Origin of the sequence: Catenuloplanes japonicus (assembly GCF_000717135.1) — a bacterium.
GTDB lineage: Bacteria > Actinomycetota > Actinomycetes > Mycobacteriales > Micromonosporaceae > Catenuloplanes > Catenuloplanes japonicus.
Genome location: NZ_JNXY01000024.1, coordinates 179,877 through 198,539 on the forward strand (window position 1 = coordinate 179,877; position 18,663 = coordinate 198,539).

Annotated in this window: 18 protein-coding genes; 12 read left to right on the forward strand and 6 right to left on the reverse strand. The window is 73.4% G+C overall.

Going from position 1 to position 18,663, the window contains the following annotated elements:
- Positions 1 to 48 precede the first annotated feature (48 nt).
- From OP04_RS29975 to OP04_RS29985, 3 genes are read right to left on the reverse strand one after another with little or no spacing between them, the layout of a single operon-like run.
- Complete coding sequence (locus OP04_RS29975; protein ID WP_033343210.1) at positions 49 to 354, reverse strand: WXG100 family type VII secretion target; 306 nt, start codon at positions 352 to 354, stop codon at positions 49 to 51.
- Positions 355 to 385: 31 nt separating this feature from the next.
- Positions 386 to 727 (reverse strand): WXG100 family type VII secretion target, encoded by a 342-nt coding sequence (locus tag OP04_RS50295; protein WP_051799336.1) that lies wholly within the window; start codon positions 725 to 727, stop codon positions 386 to 388.
- A 2-nt stretch (positions 728 to 729) separates the two neighbouring features.
- On the reverse strand, positions 730 to 4,515 hold the full coding sequence (locus OP04_RS29985) for a type VII secretion protein EccC (protein WP_033343344.1): 3,786 nt from the start codon (positions 4,513 to 4,515) through the stop codon (positions 730 to 732).
- A 187-nt stretch (positions 4,516 to 4,702) separates the two neighbouring features.
- On the opposite strand from OP04_RS29985, the gene OP04_RS29990 reads away from it, so the two are divergent.
- The 4 genes from OP04_RS29990 to eccD are packed head-to-tail and all read left to right on the forward strand — an operon-like array spanning position 4,703 to position 7,742.
- Positions 4,703 to 5,032 (forward strand): type VII secretion target, encoded by a 330-nt coding sequence (locus tag OP04_RS29990; protein WP_033343211.1) that lies wholly within the window; start codon positions 4,703 to 4,705, stop codon positions 5,030 to 5,032.
- A 4-nt stretch (positions 5,033 to 5,036) separates the two neighbouring features.
- Positions 5,037 to 5,612, forward strand: a complete 576-nt coding sequence (locus OP04_RS29995; RefSeq protein WP_033343212.1) for a hypothetical protein — start codon at positions 5,037 to 5,039, stop codon at positions 5,610 to 5,612.
- A gap of 13 nt (positions 5,613 to 5,625) precedes the next feature.
- Positions 5,626 to 5,946 (forward strand): YbaB/EbfC family nucleoid-associated protein, encoded by a 321-nt coding sequence (locus OP04_RS50300; RefSeq protein ID WP_051799337.1) that lies wholly within the window; start codon positions 5,626 to 5,628, stop codon positions 5,944 to 5,946.
- Positions 5,943 to 7,742, forward strand: coding sequence for a type VII secretion integral membrane protein EccD (eccD, locus tag OP04_RS30005; protein WP_051799338.1), 1,800 nt, complete (start codon positions 5,943 to 5,945; stop codon positions 7,740 to 7,742). Before OP04_RS50300 ends, eccD begins: the two co-directional genes overlap by 4 nt.
- A 234-nt stretch (positions 7,743 to 7,976) precedes the next feature.
- On the opposite strand, the gene OP04_RS30010 is transcribed toward eccD, so the two are convergent.
- Entirely contained in the window at positions 7,977 to 9,014 is a 1,038-nt protein-coding gene (locus OP04_RS30010) for a zinc-binding dehydrogenase (RefSeq protein WP_157240578.1), read from the reverse strand.
- 104 nt (positions 9,015 to 9,118) lie between these two features.
- Between OP04_RS30010 and OP04_RS30015 the strand changes: the two genes are divergently transcribed.
- Positions 9,119 to 9,964: a helix-turn-helix domain-containing protein gene (locus OP04_RS30015; protein WP_033343214.1), complete on the forward strand. Its 846-nt coding sequence runs from the start codon at positions 9,119 to 9,121 to the stop codon at positions 9,962 to 9,964.
- A gap of 140 nt (positions 9,965 to 10,104) precedes the next feature.
- On the opposite strand, the gene OP04_RS30020 is transcribed toward OP04_RS30015, so the two are convergent.
- The gene (locus OP04_RS30020; protein ID WP_033343215.1) at positions 10,105 to 10,863 is read right to left on the reverse strand and encodes an SDR family NAD(P)-dependent oxidoreductase; all 759 of its coding nucleotides are present in this window, start codon (positions 10,861 to 10,863) and stop codon (positions 10,105 to 10,107) included.
- A gap of 86 nt (positions 10,864 to 10,949) precedes the next feature.
- Here OP04_RS30020 and OP04_RS30025 point away from each other — a divergent pair, with 86 nt between their 5' ends.
- The 5 genes from OP04_RS30025 to OP04_RS30045 all read left to right on the forward strand — a co-directional run bounded on the left by OP04_RS30025 (position 10,950) and on the right by OP04_RS30045 (position 15,223).
- Positions 10,950 to 11,543, forward strand: coding sequence for a TetR/AcrR family transcriptional regulator (locus OP04_RS30025; protein WP_033343216.1), 594 nt, complete (start codon positions 10,950 to 10,952; stop codon positions 11,541 to 11,543).
- A gap of 125 nt (positions 11,544 to 11,668) precedes the next feature.
- Positions 11,669 to 12,421: an SDR family NAD(P)-dependent oxidoreductase gene (locus tag OP04_RS30030; RefSeq protein WP_033343217.1), complete on the forward strand. Its 753-nt coding sequence runs from the start codon at positions 11,669 to 11,671 to the stop codon at positions 12,419 to 12,421.
- A gap of 133 nt (positions 12,422 to 12,554) precedes the next feature.
- Entirely contained in the window at positions 12,555 to 13,148 is a 594-nt protein-coding gene (locus OP04_RS30035; protein ID WP_033343218.1) for a TetR/AcrR family transcriptional regulator, read from the forward strand.
- An 84-nt stretch (positions 13,149 to 13,232) separates the two neighbouring features.
- The gene (gene eccB, locus OP04_RS30040) at positions 13,233 to 14,615 is read left to right on the forward strand and encodes a type VII secretion protein EccB (protein WP_051799339.1); all 1,383 of its coding nucleotides are present in this window, start codon (positions 13,233 to 13,235) and stop codon (positions 14,613 to 14,615) included.
- Positions 14,612 to 15,223, forward strand: a complete 612-nt coding sequence (locus OP04_RS30045) for a LuxR C-terminal-related transcriptional regulator (protein ID WP_033343219.1) — start codon at positions 14,612 to 14,614, stop codon at positions 15,221 to 15,223. The genes eccB and OP04_RS30045 overlap by 4 nt, the downstream gene beginning before the upstream one ends.
- Here the strand turns inward: OP04_RS30045 and OP04_RS30050 are convergent.
- Positions 15,192 to 15,758: a hypothetical protein gene (locus OP04_RS30050; protein WP_033343220.1), complete on the reverse strand. Its 567-nt coding sequence runs from the start codon at positions 15,756 to 15,758 to the stop codon at positions 15,192 to 15,194. The genes OP04_RS30045 and OP04_RS30050 overlap by 32 nt on opposite strands.
- A 162-nt stretch (positions 15,759 to 15,920) precedes the next feature.
- Here OP04_RS30050 and OP04_RS50305 point away from each other — a divergent pair, with 162 nt between their 5' ends.
- Positions 15,921 to 17,237, forward strand: coding sequence for an alpha/beta hydrolase (locus tag OP04_RS50305; RefSeq protein WP_051799340.1), 1,317 nt, complete (start codon positions 15,921 to 15,923; stop codon positions 17,235 to 17,237).
- A 203-nt stretch (positions 17,238 to 17,440) separates the two neighbouring features.
- The gene (locus OP04_RS30060) at positions 17,441 to 18,616 is read left to right on the forward strand and encodes an MFS transporter (protein WP_232323787.1); all 1,176 of its coding nucleotides are present in this window, start codon (positions 17,441 to 17,443) and stop codon (positions 18,614 to 18,616) included.
- The last annotated feature ends 47 nt before the right edge of the window (positions 18,617 to 18,663 follow it).

Consider the following 18,663-nt stretch of genomic DNA (forward strand, 5'->3'; position numbering starts at 1 on the left):
GGATCACGGCGCCGTCCGGGACGGACGGCGCCACCGCCGTCGACGCCGTCAGGCGAACAGGTTGGCGTTGTCGTTCTCTGTCTTCCTCGCGATGTCGCCCGCCAGGGTGACCTTGCCGGAGAACGTGGTGATCACCTGGACCACCTCGTCGATCGCGCCGCGCAGCCGGGTCTCGGAGGCTTCCGCGGCGGCCCCGGCGGAACTGCCGGACGCGTACCAGGTCTCTTTGATCGGGGCCAGGGAGGCCTGGAGCTGGGTCATCGCGGTGCTGACGTCCTTCGCCTTCGCCATCAGTGCCCCGGACGCGTCGTCGAGTGCGCCGAAATCGACGCTGATGATGTCTGTGCTCGCCATTGTCGTGCTCCCTTTCGTACCGTGGGATGGGTCAGTTGCCTGAAAGGCGGTTGAGGATCGGGCTGGGGGCGGCGTCGACGCTGTTGATGTCCGAGGCCGCCTCCTCGTCGCTGGTGCTGTAGTTGGTGGCGCTGGTGCGGACCAGCGTGGACATGGTGTCCAGCTCGCGCCCGGCCAGGTCCATGCTCTCCTTGATCTGTCCCTGCACCTGCCAGAACGCCTGGGCCTGCGCGCCCTTGTAGGTGGCCAGCCGCTCGCGCAGCTCTTCCTGCAGCGCGTTGATGGCGGTGCGTACGGCGACGGCGGACTCCTCGAACCCCGCCACGCCCTTCGCCATCGCGGCGGCGTCGCTCTGGTAGCCGGTTCCGGTCATTGTCAGCTCCCTTCAGAGTGTTCGGACACTTCAGAAACCCACGCGACCTGGATGACGGACGCGCCGCCGCGCCGGGCCACGTAACTGGCCTGGCCCGGCGGGCGCGGCACGGCCTTGACGCCGCCGAGCAGCGCGCCCTCCTCGCGTGAGCCGGACAGCAGCACGCCGGGCGTGCCGAGGTCCCGCAGCCGTTGCAGCACGGGCTCGAACATCGCCCGTGAGGCGCCGCCGGTGCGGCGGGCCACGATCAGGTGCAGGCCGATGTCGCGTGATTGCGGCAGCAGGCCGGTGAGCGCCGCGAGCGGGTTCCCCTGCTGCGTGGCGATCAGGTCGTAGTCGTCGACGACCACGAACAGTTCGGGCCCGCGCCACCAGTCGCGGCGGCGCAGCTGCTCCGCGGTGACGTCCGGTCCGGGCAGGCGGGCGCGCATCGCGGTGACCACGTCCGTGATCGCGGCGGTGAGCGCGGGTTCGGTGCCGGCGTACGCGAGCAGGTGCCGCCCGCCGACCGCCTCCAGCAGGCCGCGGCGGTAGTCGGCGACCAGGATCGCGGCCTGCTCCTCCGGGTAGCGTGCGGCGATGCCCTGGCAGATCAGGCGCAGCAGCCCGGTCTTGCCGGACTCGGTGTCGCCGAACACGATCAGGTGCGGGTCGGCGTCGAAGTCCAGGCGTACCGGCTGGAGATCCTGCTCGGCCAGGCCGATCGGCACCGCGCGGCCCTCGCCGGCCGGCAGCGTCTCGGCCGGCACCAGCCGTGGCAGCAGACGCACCGGCGGCGCGGGCGGCCCGGTCCAGGCCGCGGCGACGTGCGCGACCAGCGCGGCCGGATCGCCGTCGAGCCGGGGCAGCGCGGCGAGGAAGTGCAGGCCGTCGCGGGTGAGGCCGCGCCCGGGGCGCTCCGGCACGGTCGCGGCCGCACGGCGGTTGACGACGGAGTCGGACGGGTCGCCGAGCCGCAGCTCCAGCTGGGTGCCGAGCGTGTCGCGGATCGCCGCGCGCAGCTCCATCCAGCGGTTCACGGACAGCACCACGTGGATGCCGAAGCCGAGGCCGCGGGCGGCGAGCGTCTGCACCGCCTCCTCCAGCGGCTCGAACTCCTGCCGGAACGCCATCCATCCGTCGATGACCAGGAACACGTCGCCGAACTCGCGGCCGTCCACTGTGGGCGGCGGGTGGCGCCGGAACGCGGCCACGGAGTCGATGCCGTGCCGCCGGAACGCCTCCTCGCGCTCGGCCAGCAGCCCGGTGACCTCCGCGATCACCCGACGGCAGCGCTCCTGATCCTGGCGGACGCCGATGCCGCTCACGTGCGGCAGCCCCTCCAGCGCGGACAGCGCGCCACCGCCGAGGTCGATCAGGAAGAACTGCACCTGCCGCGGGGTGCAGGTCAGGGCAAGAGCGGACACGAGGGTACGGAGAAGCGTGCTCTTCCCGCTCTGCGGCGCCCCGACCACGACCGCGTGCCCGGCCGCACCGGAGAGGTCGACCGTCAGCGGGTCCCGGCGCTGCTCGAACGGCTTGTCCACAATGGCCACCGGGACACGCAGCAGCTCCTTCTCGAAAGGGAGCTCGGCCAGCGACGGCGACTCGTCCAGCGGCGGCAGCCAGATCCGGTGCGCCTCCGGCCCGTGCGCGGCCAGCCGGGTCAGCAGCGCGTCCATCGTGGACACCTTGTGCGTGGTCACGGTCGTCCGGGCCGGTGCGGCCGGGATCGGGGCCAGGCCGAACGGCACCGGCCGGACCGCGTCCGGCGCCGTCGCCGAGCGGCTGGTCAGCGGCCCGGACACGTACGCGGCCTTGAACCGGTGCAGCGTCGTGGTGTCCGCGCGCAGATACCCGCCGCCCGGCTCGCCCGGCAGCTCGTAGGCGTCCGGCACGCCGAGCACGGTCCTGCTCTCCGCCGCGGAGAACGTACGCAGCCCGATCCGGTAGCTCAGGTGGCTGTCCAGCCCGCGCAGCCGCCCCTCCTCCAGCCGTTGCGAGGCCAGCAGCAGGTGGATGCCGAGGCTGCGGCCCAGCCGTCCGATCATCACGAACAGCTCGGTGAACTCCGGCCGGGTGGACAGCAGCTCGGAGAACTCGTCGATGATCACCAGCAGCGACGGCAGCGGCCGCAGGTCCGCGCCCGCGGCCCGCGCGGCCTCGTAGTCGCGCACCGACGCGTAGTTGCCGGCCGCGCGCAGCAACTCCTGACGGCGGACCATCTCGCCGCGCAGCGCGTCGCCCATCCGGTCGACCAGGCTCAGCTCCGCGGACAGGTTCGTGATCACCGCGCAGGTGTGCGGCAGCCCGGTCATCCCGGTGAACGTGGCGCCGCCCTTGAAGTCGACCAGCGCCAGGTTCAGCGTCTCCGACGAGTGCGTGGCGACCAGCGCGGTGACCAGCGTGCGCAGCAGCTCGCTCTTGCCGGACCCGGTCGCGCCGATGACCAGCCCGTGCGGGCCCATGCCGCCCTCGGCCGACTCCTTCAGGTCCAGCTCGATCGGCGTGCCGTCCGGCGCCAGCCCGAGCGGTGCGCGCAGCCGGTCCCGGGCACTGCGGGCCGGCAGCGCCCGCGGCCACGGCTCGACCAGTCCGAGCAGGTCCGGCAGCGTGGTCGTGGCGGCGCGGGACCCGTCCGCGGCGACCGGCGCCGGGTGGTGCCACGCGGTCATCGACCGCGCGATCGCCTCCGCCGCGACCGGTCCGAGCCGGTCCGGCGTGCCGACCAGCACGGTGTGCTCGCCGATCACGCCGAGCCGTCCGTCCGCGGACGCGACCAGCTCCAGCACGGCCGGCGACCGTGGCGGCTCGTGGCCGGACGCGTCCAGCACGGTCACGCCGGACAGCCCCTCGCCCGGCACCGGCCCGGCGGACACGTCCGTCACCACGATCACGTGGGCGAGCCCGCTCGGCGCGCCCGCACCACGCTGGAACACCGGCCGTCCGGTCAGGTCCGCGGCCAGCAGATCGCCGAGGCCGGACGCGTCCGTGGTGAAGAGCCGGGCAGGACCGGCCGCATCGGTACGGGACGGGTGCGCCGCGTGCGGCAGCCACTTCGCCCACGCCCAGTCCGTCAGCCGGTCCGGGGCCACGCACACCGCGATCCGCAGGTCGTGCGGCCCGTGCAGCACGGCGAGGCCGGCGACCATGGCCCGGACCAGGTCCCGCGCGGCGGCCGGGTCGCCGGCGACCGACACGCGGGTGAACGCGCGCAGCGACACCGCGACCGGCAGCGCGTCCACGGTGGCGTACGCGCGGATGAAGTGCCGCAGCGACGTGGAGGAGACCGGGTCCAGATCGTCCAGCGGCGCGGTCTGGGGGGCGCGCAGCGCCGCCGCGGCCCGCTGCGGCCCGGCCCCGATCCGGACCCGGCCGAACGCGGTCTCCGCCGGCCGCCGCGACCACATCCGCACGGTGCCGGCCAGCTGCGGCAGCGTCTCCGGCGCGGGCAGTGCCTCGGTCATCTCGGCCCGCTGCTGCTGCGCCGCGGCGCGCACCTGGTCACGCAGGCCGGACAGGTAGCGCAGGTAGTCGCGGCGCTCGTCGTTGATCTGCGCGCGGGCTGCGGCGCCGTGCCGGGACACGCCCATCACGATCACGCCGACGATGACGATCGCGAACAGCACGCCGAACACGATCAGCCCGTTGCCACTGGCCGACCGGCCGATGTAGACGAACGCCATCACGCCCATGCCGATCGTCATCGGCAGCATGAACAGCAGCTGCTGCATGCCGCTGCCGCCACCGGACGCCCTCGGCAGTTCCGGCGGCGCCTGGAGCACGATCTCCGACTGGGTTCCCCGCATGACCACCACGGTGCGGCATCGACGCGGTCCTCCACATGGGCAATTCCGCCGACAGCCGGTGGGTAAATACGCCGTGCCCGCCCGCCCGCGCGGTTACCTAGCCTGGCGGCATGAGCGAGCTTGCGAGCGAATCAGTGGCGCAGTGCTCTGACTCAGGCCGGCGGAGGAGCGAAGCGGAGGAGACGGCATGAGCGATCGCTACGAGGTGTCGGTCTCCGAGGTGCTGCGCGTCGTCCAGCAGCTCAGCGGCCTGACCACGGACATCGGCAACACCACGGGACAGCTGGCCGGCCTCACCCCGCCGGTGGGCAGCTACGGCGTCATCGGCGCCCAGGCGGGCGCGGCGGCCGGGACCGCGCAGGCCGAGCTCGCCGCCACGCTGAAGGCGATGGAGATGATCCTGGCGGAGATCGGCAAGCGCGTGCAGCGCACCGCGGAGAAGTACGCGGACGCGGACAAGAAGACCAGCGCGGAGTTCCTGCGGATAGTCGACGGCCTGCCCCGGATCGGGCGGTGACGACATGGTGTCGTTCCCCTCGTCCGGCGCGATGGACGCGGCCGCGGGCGGGCGCGGGCCCGGCACGACCGTGCTCCCGCTGCTGATCGGCGGCGACGCGCAGCAGATCCTCACGCACCTGACCCAGCTGCTCACGCACGTGCAGACCATCACCGGCCTGATCGGCAAGGTCAGCGGCGCGCAGACCGCGCTGCGGCAGGCCTGGCCGGTCGGCGCGGCGTCGGACGGCGCGGCCCAGAAGCTGAAGACCGTCGTGGACCTGTTCCAGCAGATGACGACGCTGGTGAGCACGCTGCAGGGCCAGACCCAGGCGGCCGCGGCCGTGGTCACGATGACGCAGCAGAGCTACGCGGCCATGGTCGGCGCCACCAACCCGACCGTCGCGGCGCTGCTCTCCCAGCCGCACGGCCATCCGGCGGCCCGCGCGCTGTCGCTGTCCACGACCGGCTCGCTGGCCTCGGCCGTGCAGGCGGGTCGTACCCAGCTCGACGTGATCGGCCTGACCCGGATCGCCGCCGTCACCGCCCAGCTGATCCAGATCGCGGACCAGCTCCGCACGCTGCTCCGCCAGACCGACTGAGGGGATTCCCGCCATGGACACCGAGATGGACCGCCTGCGTACCGAACTCGACGACGCGCTGGCCCGCGTGGAGCAGAACAACGCCCGCGTCCTCACGCTCCAGCGCGAACTGGAGGCCACCCGCCTGACCGGCCACTCCCCCAACGGCGAGGTCGTCGCGCTCCTCACCGGCAGCGGCGAGTTCACCGACATCCGCATCACCCCCGAAACCCTCCGCCGGTACGACTCCGCGACCGTCGGTTCACTGGTCACCGCCGCGGTCAACGACGGCCTCCGCCGGCTGGCGGCGACGAGCGCCGAGATGTTCGCGCCGCTGCTGGAGGAGGCGCAGTGACCGGCGGGACAACGGCGCCGCAGCCGGTAACGCCGGAGTCCGGGTGGCAGCCGCCGGCGCAGCCCGCGTTCCCGGCAGCGGCACCCGGCTACTCGGCGTTCACCGCGCCGGCCGCACAGTCGGCCGCGAGCGGCGGCTATCCGGCCGTCAGCGCCAGCGGCGCGTATCCCACCGCCAGTGCGAGCGGCGCGTATCCCACCGTCACCGCCAGCGGCGCGTATCCCACCGCCAGTGCGAGCGGCGCCTACCCGGCCCTCGCCGGGGGCGGCGGGACCGTGCCGGTGCCGGCGGTCCCCGCGATGCCGGGCTGGGCCGATCAGCGACCCGCTGCGTCGCGGCCCGCGGCGCTGCCGCAACCGCCCGCGGTTCCCGCACGCCGGCCCGCCCAGGTGCGGCGGACCAGCGCGTGGGAGGCGGTCGACCAGGCGGATCGGCCGCCGGCGCCGCCGCCGGGGATGCCGCGGCGGGTGACGGTGGCGGGCGAACGCTACCGGGTGGACCTGGCCGTGCCCGGGGAGTGCACGATCGCGGAGCTGATCCCGGTGCTGCGGCGGATGACCGGCAGCGCCGGTGACGCCCACGCGTGGACGCTGTGCCGGGTGGGCGGCGCGCCGTTGCCGGCCGAGGCGACGGTCACCGCCGTGGGCCTGCGCGACGGCGAGCTGTTGCATCTGGTGGCGGCGGCCCAGGTCGTACCCCCGATGATCTTTGATGATCCGGTGGACGCGATCGCGAGCGCGGTCGACGGCGCGCGAGGACGGTGGACTCGCGAGATCGCCGGTGGCACCGCCGCGGGCATCGGCGCGCTCGCCTTCGTCGCGGCCGGGGTGGCGTGCGCGTGGTCCGGGGTCTACGGGCCGTTCGCGGCCGTGCTGCTCGGCGCGTTGCTGCTGCTGGCCGCGTTCCTGGTGGCCCGCAAGGGTGCACCGGTCGTGGGCGCGGCACTGGCCGCCGCGGGCCCGCCGGTGCTGCTGGCCTCGATCGTCGCGCTGCCCTACCGGCTGGTGCTGCCCGGTGGTCAGGCTCCGGCGCTGGCCGGAGGACTCGCCGCGGCGGCCGGCGGCGCCGCGCTCGCGGCCGTGTTGCTGCCCCGTCACCGGCCCTGGTTCACGGTGGCGGCCGGCGCGACGGGCGTGGGTGCCGTCGCGGCCGGATCGCTGCTGGTCGACGGCGTCACGCCGGGCGCGGCCGCCGCGGTGATCATGGTGCTCGCGCTGGTTCTGGGCCCGGTGTTCCCCAGCCTGGCGCTCCGGCTGGGCGGCGTGCCCGCGCCCGAGGTTCCGGCGGACATGACCGCGTTCCGCGCGGGTGAGAGCCCGCGGACCGCCGCGGAGACCTCCGGCCTGGCCCGGCGCACCGAGCAGGCGCTGACCGCGCTGCTGGTCGCGCAGGCCGTGGCCGTCGTGACGGGCTCGCTGGTCCTGATGATCACCGGCGCGCCGTTCGGCACGCTGCTGATCGCGGCCGCCGGGATCGCGTTGCTGGTCCGCAGCCGCGGCTTCCGCTCGGTCGCTCAGTATGCCGCGCTCCTGCTCGGCGGCGCCGTGGTGCTGGCCGGGGCCGCGGTACGGACCGCCACGACCGGTGGCGCGACCGCTGTCGCCCTGATCGGCGGCGCGACCGTGCTGGCCGCGCTCGGTTGTGTGTGGTTCGCGGTGCGCGCCGGACGCCGTCCGGCGTCACCGCACTGGGCGCGCGCCCTGGACGTGGCGGACTTCGTCGCGCTCACCGCGCTGGTCCCCATCGCCGCCGCGGTCCTCGACCTCTACCGCTTGGCCGGCACGCTGGTCGGCTGAGAAGCGATCGGGCGCCAGACCGGGGCGTCCCCGACGTTGCCAGAACGACGTGGGGACGCCCCGATCACCGGCAGGTGCCGGTGAAAGCTGCCGCTGATCAAGGCGCCGACCAGCGACTCGCAGAGTAGGCCCGGACGGCTTCGTCCCCGGCCGTCCGGCGTTGGTGGTGCCGCGAAGCGCTCTGCACCAATCCGATCCTCATCGACCTGGTCCAGCGATCACGGCACCTCACGATCACGGCGTGACCAGCACCTTGATCGCCTCCCGGGCCGCCATCGCGCGATACCCGTCCGGGACGCCGTCGAGGCTGGTCGTCCGGTCGAACACGCGTCCCGGCCGGATGGTGCCGTTCAGCACATCCGGCAGGAGCTCGTCGAGGTAGGCCCGCACCGGCGCTGGGCCGCCACCGAAGTGCAGATTCTTGACCCAGGCGGCAACGGCCTGGGGCACGGCGGGATAGTGCGGGACGCCGACCCGGCCCACCCCACCCCCGGGACGGGCGATCTCGATCGCGGTGGCGGTGGACTCCTCGGTTCCCACGCACTCGAGGACGGCGTGGGCGCCGGTGCCGCCGGTCAGCTCGCGGACCCGCTCGACCGCCTCGGCACCGCGCTCGGCGACGACATCGGTGGCGCCGAGGTCACGGGCCAGGTCGGTGCGGGTGCGGTGCCGGCCGAGCACGATGACCCGCTCGGCGCCGAGGCGGCGGGCGGCGATCACCCCGCACAGACCCACGGCACCGTCACCGATGACCGCGACGGTGTGACCTGGGCGGACCCCGGCGGTCACCGCGGCATGGTGACCGGTGGCCATGACGTCGGACAGGGTGGCCAGGGACCGCAGCACCTCGTCGTCGCCGGTCTCGGCACCGGCCCGCACCAGCGTGGCGTCGGCGTACGGGACGCGTACCGCCTCGGCCTGCGCACCCGCCGCCCCGGCCCGCCCGAAGAAGCCGACGTGGGCGCAGCCCGACAGGGTGCCCTCGCGGCAGAACTCGCAGGTCCCGTCGGTCGAGAACATGGGCATGACGACCAGGTCGCCGCGCTGGACACCGTGCACGCCGGCACCGGTCTCCTCGACTACGCCGATCGCCTCGTGACCCATCGCCTGGGCGGGGCCACCGGACGGCATCTCCCGGTACGGCCACAGATCGCTGCCGCAGACGCAGGCGCGCACCACCCGGATGATCGCATCGGTGTCCGCGGCGAGGACGGGATCGGGGACCTCGACGACGCGCACATCGCCGGCCCCGTACATGTGGATCGCTCTCATGAGACCCGAGCCAAGCACCGATCGGGCCGGGCTGTGACACCTCGTCAGCCGTACCCCAGCAGGGTGCCCCACGGCCGGGTGACGCGGCCTAGGCTGGGGCGGTGATGAACGCGCGGGGCGAGATCCGGGAGTTCCTGACCTCGCGGCGCGCACGTCTGACGCCGGAGAGCGTGGGCCTTCCGTCGTACGGGCAGCGGCGTGTCCCGGGGCTGCGGCGCGAGGAGGTCGCCGTGCTGGCCGGGATCAGCGTGCCGTACTACGCGCGGCTGGAACGCGGGGACATGAGCAAGGCCTCACCGAGTGTTCTGGACGCGCTCGCCCGAGCCCTGCGGCTGGACGACGCCGAGCGGGCCCACCTGCTCGACCTGGCGCGCGCGGCCGGTCCGCGCGGCCGGCGGGCACCTGCCGCCCCCGAGGCCGGCACCGTGCGGCCGGTGATCCGGCACCTGGTCGACGCGGTCACCGGGGCGGCCGCCTTCGTCGGCAATGACCGCCTCGACGTGCTCGCCGTCAATCGCCTCGGGCGGGCGCTCTGTCCCGGGATCGTGGCGAGCGGCAACCTCGGCCGGTTCCTGCTCCTGGACCCTGCGGCGCGCACGTTCTTCCGTGACTGGGAGTCGGCGGCGGCCGCGGTCGTCGCCGATCTGCGGACCGCGGCGGCCCGGTATCCCGGCGACCGCCAGCTCACCGCTCTGATCGGCGAGCTGGCGACGCGCAGCGAGGAGTTCCGCGTGCGGTGGGCCGACCACGAGGTGATGCTGCACCACAGCGGCGTCAAACATCTCCGCCACCCGGTCGGCGGCGATCTGGAGCTCAACTACGAGCAACTCGACCTGCCGGCCGACCCGCGCCTGATCATCTTCACCTTCAGCGCGCCGCCCGGTTCCCCTTCCGCCGAGGCGCTGGCTTTCCTGGCCAGCTGGGACGGTGCCTCCTCCCCCTCCCGCTGAGGCGGCCGTCCGCCTGCAGTCGCGTCCGCGTGAGAGTGGCGATTGGACGAAGCGCTGACGGGTGACTCGCCATTTCCCCGGACATCACTCGAAACCTGACCCGAACACTCGCAGAGTCGCGCGGACGCGACGAAAGCCCACTATGCGGCGGGGAAGACCTGGACCTCGCCGCCGTCGGCGAAGAGCTGGCTGCCGGTCATGAAGCTGGATCGGGCGCTCGCCAGGAAGAGCGCGGCCTGGGCGATCTCGGCGGGATCCGCCACCCGGCGCAGCGGTGTGGTGGCGGCCATCTGGGAGAGCAGCGCGGGCACGAAGACCTCGTCCCCCGCGATGCTGCGCAGGCCCGGGGTGTCGGTCGGGCCGGGGACCAGCACGTTGACCCGGATGCTGCGCGGGGCCAGTTCCGCGGCCCAGATCCGGGCGAACTGCCGGACCGCCGCCTTGGAGGCCGAGTACGTGCCAAATCCGGGGTTTCCGCGGCTGGCCGAGGTGGAGCCGGTCACCACGATCGAGGATCCGTCCGGCATCAGCGGCAGCATCTTCTGCACGGTGAACACGGTCCCGCGCACGTTGGTGCCGAAGACGTAGTCGAAGCTGTCCGGCCGCAGCTCGGTGATCGGGGCGAGCATGTCGCCGCCGCCCGCGTTCGCGAACAGCACGTCCAGCCGTCCCGCGCTCGCCCCGATCCGGGCCGCGATCGCGTCCAGGTCGTCCAGGTCGGAGATGTCGCCGCGGATCGCGGTGGCACCGATCGACGCGGCGGCCGCGTCGAGCTCGGACTGCCGCCGGCCGGTGATGAAGACCTCGGCCCCCTCGGCCGCGAAGAGGGTGGCCGCGGCCAGGCCGATACCGGACGCACCGCCGGTCACCAGCGCCGTCTTGCCTTCGAGCTCGCTCATGAGTTGTCACTTCCCCTAGTTCCGGACCGATCGGTCAAATACAAGCACACGTTGACCGTTCGGTCCAGAACTAATATCGTCGGGGCATGGCGCGTCCACGGAAGTTCGACGAGCAGCAGGTGCTGCGTTCCGCGACCGAGACGTTCTGGACCTCGGGCTTCGCGGCGACGTCGCTCGACGACCTGATGCGGGCGACCGGCCTGGGCAAGGGCAGCCTGTACGGCGCGTTCGGCGACAAACAGGCGCTGTTCCTGCGGGTCCTCGACGGCTACTGCACGGATGCCGCGGCCGGCCTGCGCGCGCGGCTGAGCGGCCCGGAGTCCTCGTCCGCCGAGCGGCTGCGGGCCCTGTTCGACGTGATGGCCACCGTCGGCGATCCGTCCGCCCCGCCGCGCGCCTGCCTGCTCGCGAAGTCCACCGCGGAGCTGGCCGCCACGAACCCCGACGTCGCCACGCGGGCCCGGCAGACGTTCACCACGATCGCCGGCCTGCTGCAGGCCGAGGTGGAGGGCGCCCAGGCCGCGGGCGACATCCCCGCCGACCGCGACGCCCGCCGGACCGCCCACCACCTCCTGGCCGTGCTGCGCGGCATGGAGGCACTGACCGAGGCCGGCATGGACGAGTCCGTCCTGCGCGACGCCGCCGACGCCGCACTCGCCGTGGCCGGCCTGAGCCGATAGCCCGAAAGCACCGCGAAGGCCCCCTGGCTTCGGCCAGGGGGCCTTCGGCTTGCGCGCCCGGGATCCACCTGGTTATATCTGTAGCGAGCGTTAAAGATAACGTTCGCTACAGATATGGGAGAGTCATGCACTCAAGGGGAAAGACTGTCCTGATCACGGGCGCAGGCGCGCGGGGCGGGATCGGCGCCGCGACCGCGCAGGCCTTCGCGCGCGACGGGGCCACGGTGCTGATCACGGGCCGGCACCAGGAGCGCGGGGACGAGGTCGTCGCCGACATCCGCGCCGAGGGCGGCGAGGCCCGCTTCATCCTCGCCGACCTCAGCGACGCCGCCGACGTCGACCGGCTGATCGACGAGGCCGGCGACGTCGACGTGCTCGTCAACAACGCGGCGAGCTACCGGAACAGCATCGGCCCGAGCCTGGACCAGGATCTCGCCGCGAACACCGAGTCCTGGGACGTCAACATCCGGGCGGCCTTCGCGCTGACCACCGGTTTCGCCCGGGGCATGGCCGCCCGCGGTGGCGGCGCCGTCGTCAACATCAGCAGCATGGCCGGAACACGCCACATGCCCCACATGTCCACCTACGGCGCGCAGAAGGCCGCGATCGACGCGTACACCAGGTCGTGGGCGGTCGAGTGGGGCCCGGCCAACGTCCGGGTCAACGGCATCGCGCCGGGCAACGTGTCCAGCGAGAACGTCACCGAGTTCATGGGCGCCGAGCGGTTCCGGAAGATGGCCGAGAGCAGCCCGCTCGGCCGGCTCGGCACACCGGAGGAGATCGCCGAGGCCGTCGTCTTCGTCGCGAGCGACCGGGCGAGCTTCCTGACCGGCCAGACCATCCTCGTGGACGGCGGCCACCTGGCAAAGGCGATGTGACACGCGCGCGGCCACCGCCGGACGTCCGGCGGTGGCCGCCGGCCACCTAGGATCGACACCCGGTGGCCAGGCCTCCGGGAAGGTCTGCCACCCTGCTGCGGTTGTGCGGGTGAGATCAGCAGAGGAGGCCGGCATGCCGCGTGGCAGGCAGCGAGAGTTCGACGCCGACCAGGCACTGGACCGCGCGATCGACGTGTTCTGGCGCCAGGGCTACGACGGCACGTCGATCGCCGATCTGACCGCGAGCATGGGCATCGGCGCCCCCAGCCTGTACGCCGCCTTCGGGAACAAGCGCGCGCTCTTCGACAAGGTCATGAACCGTTACATGCGGACCAGGCTCGCCCGCCGGGCCGAGGCGCTCGCCGTGGACGACCCCGTCCAGGCCTCGCGCAACTACCTGGAAGGCGTCGTCCGCGACGGGACCATGCCCGACCATCCGAAGGGCTGCCTCATGGTCGGCGGCGCGCTGGTCTGCAGCGACGACAACCACGACGTGGTCGATCAACTCGCCTCGCTGCGCACGGACGTCCGGAACGATCTCGAGCACGTGTTCGCCCGCGCCATCAGGGCAGGCCGGATGCCCGCCGACGCCGACGCCGCCTCCCTCGGCGCCTACGTCGCGACCGTCGCGGGCGGAATCGCCGTCGAGGCCGCGGGCGGCGCCTCCCGGCAGAGCCTCATGAAGGTGGTGGACGTGGCCCTGTCGGCGCTGCCGACCAAGGCCTGAGAAATATCCACACCGCACGTGAACCGTTTTTGCGATTCGTACGGAGTAGCCCGTAGAACGCGGATCGGTGACGGGGAGCGCACGATGTGGACGCAACGGGATCAGCTTCAGGCCTACAGGTTCCTCCGTCGACGGGTCGTCTCGGCGGTGCAGTTCGGGGATGCGAACCACCCGATCGCGCCCGGCCGCCGCACCGTGATCGCCACCGCCTCCGGGACCGGTGCGGCGCTGCTCGCGGCCGTCGCGGTGCTCGTCTACTCCGTGTTCCGGCCCGGCACCAGCGCGGACTGGCGCCGGCCGGGCCAGATCGTCATCGAGAAGGAGTCCGGCGCCGGCTTCGTGCTCGGCGCGGACGGCCTGCTGCACCCGGTGCTCAACCACGCGTCCGCGCGACTGCTGATCGGTGGTGGCCGGACCGTCAGCATCACGGCCGCCCGGCTCGCGGACGCGCCGCGCGGCATGCCGCTGGGCATCCCGGACGCGCCCGCGACGCTGCCGGCCCGCAACCAGCTGATCACCGGCCCGTGGGCGGTCTGCACCGAGGGCACCGAGACCACGCTGATCATCGGCGGCCTGGCACCCCCGCCGGCCGGTCAGGACCGTCCGGACGACCGGCGGAGCCTCGATGACCGGGCCCTCCTCGTCACCGGCCCCGACGACGACCGCCACCTCATCACCGCCGGCCGGCGCATGGCACTGCAGGACGGCGCCGCGGTCGCGCTCGGCTACGACGCGGTCCAGCCCCGGCCGGTCACCCGCGAATGGCTCGACGCGATCCCGGAAGGCCCGCCGCTGGCCCCGCTCGCCGTCGAGGGAGCCGGCCGGCAGGGCCCGCGGCTGGGCGGCAACGGACAACGCAGCAGGTCCGGGCAGGTGCTGCGGACCGAGGACGTCGGCGGCGCATCGCGCTACTACCTGGTGACCACGACCGCGCTGCGCCCGATCACCGAGACCGAGGCCGCGCTGATCGTGGGGAACCCGGCCAACCGCGCCGCCTATCCGGACGGCGAACCGCGCGCGCTGCCGGTGCCGGCCGCGGACATCGCCGCCGACCTGGTGGAGAACGGTGACGACAACCCGGGCTACCCGGACCGGCTGCCGGACGCGGTCCCGGGCGGCGACCTGGCCGATGCGCTCTGCACCGCCGACGGGACACTGTGGACGGCCGGGGGACCGCCGCTGCCCGCGAACGCCCGCGCACTGCCCGCGCCGGAGAACCAGGCGACCGCGGCGGACGCGGTCTGGCTGCCACCCGGCACCGGCGTGCTGATCGGCGGCGATGACGACACACCGTCCTATCTGGTCGGTGACCGCGGCATCCGCTATCCGCTCGCGGACGCGGACGCGGCGAAGGCGCTCGGCTACGACGGCGTGCGCGCATCCGTACCCCCGAAAGATCTGGTGTCGTTGTTGCCTGTCGGACCTGAGCTGTCCGTGCAGGGTGCGAGACAGGAGTTCCGGCGATGACGACGACGGTGGCGGTGGTCGAGCAGCACCCGTTGTTCCGGGAGGCGCTGGCCCGGGTGATCGACGAGGCCCCGGGCCTGGTCCGGGGGCCGATGACCGGGTCCGTGGACGAGTTCCTCGCGCACCGGTCGCCGCAGGGCGTGGTCGTGCTCGAGGAGCACGGCGGCGCGAGCGCGGTGCTGGCGGTCGCGGAGGCCGGGCACAAACCGCTGGTGCTGGCCGCCCAGGCGCACGACACGGACGTGCTGGCCGCGATGGCCGCCGGCGCGCGCGGGTTCCTGACCAAGTTCGCGGACGCGCCGGAGATCGCCACCGCGATGCGCCGGGTCGCGGACGGCGGCAGCTACGTCTCGCCGTCGCTGGCGGCCCGGATGCTCGGCGGCCCGGTGGCGCGACCGCCGGCACGGACGGCGCTGACCGACCGGGAACGCCAGGTACTGTCGCTGCTGGCGCACGGCGAGCGGGACGTGGACATCGCGCGCACCCTGACGATCAGCGTCCGCACGGTCCGGTCGCACCTGGACCGGATCCGCGAGAAGACCGGCCAGCGCCGCCGTTCCGAGCTGACGCGCCTGGCTATCGGCGAGGGTCTGGTGTACCAGCGGTGAACGTGGCGGTCCGGGCGTTGACGCTCTCGGCGAACGCGCGCAGCGTACCGTCGAGGCGTTGGTGGTGGGTCTTGGCGTTGTCCACGAAACGCGTGCCGAGCTGCTGTGCCGCGGTCAGCTCCGAGTCCGGCACCGGGTTCATCGCGTTGACCCGGCCCATGATGCCGTTCGATCGCGCGATGAACGTGCGCGCGAGCAGCGTGATGATGAGCTGGGTGCGCCCGGTCTCGGTGACGACCTGGTGCAGGCCGTCACCGAGCGCGGCGCAGAGCGCGTTGGCGTCCGTGCACCGGGCCGGCAGCGTGGCCGTCCTCTCCTGGAACGTCTCGCTGCCCAGGCCGGTCCAGGCGGTGGTGAGGCCGGTGCGCGCCGTCGTCAGGTGTCCGGCCGCGGCCTCGGTGTGGGCCGCGCTCGCCGCCGCGGCCGTGGCGATGATCGTGAGCCGGCCGGTGTCGCCGGTGACGTCCCTCAGCATCGCGGCGAGCACCTGCTGGTAGCCGAGCAGCGCCGATCTGACCGCCTCTGCCGTGGTCATCCGCTTCACTCCTCTCCTGGGTTCCCGCTGCGACGCTACGGCCGCGGGCCTGCCTGCGGCAGGTGATAACTACCCAGGGGGTACGGGGTAGTTCTGACCTGCCGGTGCCGGGTGCCGCGCCGCTACCGTCACCGCATCCGGCGATCCGAACGGGAGGCACCCGTGCACTACTACGTGGAGCCCGAGGGCATGTCCAAGGGGGCGCGCGACCTGGCCTCGGCCGCGGCCGAGCTGGGGCCGGCCGACGAGAAGCAGGCCGCCGCGGGCACGGCGTCCGACGCCGACTTCGGCCGGCTGCCCGGCGCCGCCGTCGCGGGTGCGGCGGTCCGGTCCGCGCTGGCCGCGCTGCAACCGTTCCTGCACACGGAGAGCGCGCAGCTGGAGCGGCTGTCCGAGGACGTGCACGACGCCGCCCGCCGGTACCGCAGCGCGGACGCCCGCACCTCCCAGCTCTACCGCGAACTGCTGGCCGAGACGGACGGCGTGCCGCGCGACGGCCTCGGCCTCGCGGTCACCACGCTCCCGGCTCCGAACACGGACCCGCACGCGGTCAACGACTGGTGGGAGCGACGGGACGCGGACGCGCGCGAGCGGATGGTGACCACGCACCCGGAGCTGATCGGCGGCCTGGACGGCGTGCCGGTCGAGGTCCGCGACCGGGCGAACCGGGTGCTGCTCGACCGTGCGCTGGCCGAGCATCGGCTCTACCGGGAGAACCCCGAGCTCGACGTGATGCACGGATCGACCGGGAAGGTCGCGGCGATGGAGGCGATCCAGGCACGGCTGACCGCGCCCGGCGACCGGCCGCCGGCCTACCTGCTGAAGATCGACCCCGCGGACGACGGCCAGCTGATCATGTCGATCGGCAACCCGGACACCGCGCCACGGACCGTGACCTACGTGCCCGGCATGACGTCGGACCTGGCGACCACGCCGGCCATGCTGGAGCGGATGGACGCGGTGGTGGCGCAGGCGCCGCCGGGCACGGCCGCGACGCTGTGGCTCGGCTACGACGCGCCGGACGGTCTGGGCGAGGTCTTCCGCCGGTCTTTCGCGGAAGCGGCCGCGGAGCCGCTGTCCCGCTTCGCCGACGGCCTGCGCGCCACCGGCACCGTCCCCGGCGGCTCCTACAACCTGCTGCTGGCGCACAGCTACGGCACCACGACGTACGGCGTGACCTCCTCGACGCTGGGCGTCGACGCGAACGCGGCCTACCTGGTCGGCTCGATCGGCACCACCGTGCAGTCCGGCAACGCCATGCTCGGCACCGGCGACGTCAACATCTCCACCACCCGGTACGACGTCGCCCACGGCGTCGGCTACGTCGAGTACTACAACGTCGACCCGTCCCGCATCCCCTTCAACGCCGTCGTCCTGCCCGTCGGCTACATCGGCGATCCCGTCGAGAGCCACAAGATCTACCTCCGAGACCCCCAGGTCATCGCCAACATCTCCCGCCTCCTCTCGCAGCGCCCCTGACCGTTCGCACACATCGTCCGCGGGAGCGCGGCCCGTGGCATCCGCGCGGCCGCGCTCGCGGAGCTCCCCGCGACGCCGCACGGAGTCCGCACCGGACCGCGCCCGAAGGAGACCTGAAAAGCTCTCCGCCCTTGACTGCCACCGGCCGGGGTGCGATCGTCGCGGGGCGATGTTTGCGTAAACATGGCGCGGGAGGCGTGCGGATGAGGATGCCGGGCGGGCTGTTCGCGCTGGCCGCGGGCGGGTTCGGAATCGGGCTGACCGAGTTCGTCATCGCGGGACTGCTGCCGCAGGTAGCCGCGAGCTTCACCGTCTCCGAGGCGGCGGCCGGACGGCTGATCTCCGGATACGCGCTGAGCGTCGCGGTCGGCGCGATCGTGCTGACCGCCGCGACCGCCCGGAGGCCGCGCAAACAGGTGCTGACCGGCCTGGTCGCGCTGTTCGTCGCGGGAAACCTGCTGTGCGCGATCGCGCCGGGCTACGAGATCATGATGCTCGGCCGGGTGGTGGCGGCGCTCTGCCACGGCTCGTTCTTCGGGATCGGGTCACTGGTCGCGGCCGCCCTGGTCACACCGGACCGCAGGTCGCGGGCGGTCGCGGTGATGTTCGGCGGGCTGACCGTGGCGAACGTGGTCGGCGTCCCGTTCGGCGCGCTGATCGGCGAACGCTGGGGATGGCAGGCCACGTTCTGGGTGATCACCGGGGTTGGGCTGGTCGCGCTGGCCGGCATCCTCGCGCTGGTCCCGCCCGGCGCGGGTGACAGCGACGGAGCACCGGCCTCGTTACGCGATCAGGTGCGCGCGTTCCGGTCCCGGCAGGTGTGGCTGACGCTGGCGGCGACGGCGCTCGGGTACGGCGGCATGTTCGGGGCGTTCAGTTACATCGCCTATACGCTCACCGAGGTGGGTGGCTTCACCGGTGCGGACGTCGCCTGGCTGCTGGTCGTCTACGGCGCGGGGCTGGCGATCGGGAACCTGGTGGGCGGGCGCGCCGCCGATCGACACCGCGATGCCACGGTGATCGTTGCGTTCGTCGCGCTCGCACTGACGCTGATCCTGTTCGGGGTGCTGGCGGCCGGCCGCGCTGCGTCCGTGGTCCTGATGCTCCTGATGGGGATCTCCGGATTTGCCGGCGTGCCGGGGCTGATCACTCGCGTGACGGACGCGGCCGGCGGGGCGGCGCTCGCGGCCAGTGCGAACGTCTCCGCCTCCAACGTCGGGAATGCGGTCGGGGCATGGCTCGGTGGGGTTGTTATCGCGGCTGGGCTCGGCTATACCGGACCGCTGTACGCCGGCGCTGTGCTCGTCCTGCTGGCCACCGTCGTAATGATTGCCGCGGCGCGTCAGGCCCGGGAGCCGTCGCCGGTCGGACCGGCATGACCAGCCGGTTCTGATGCCGGTGGCGGGCGGGGAGCGAAGCTCGGCAA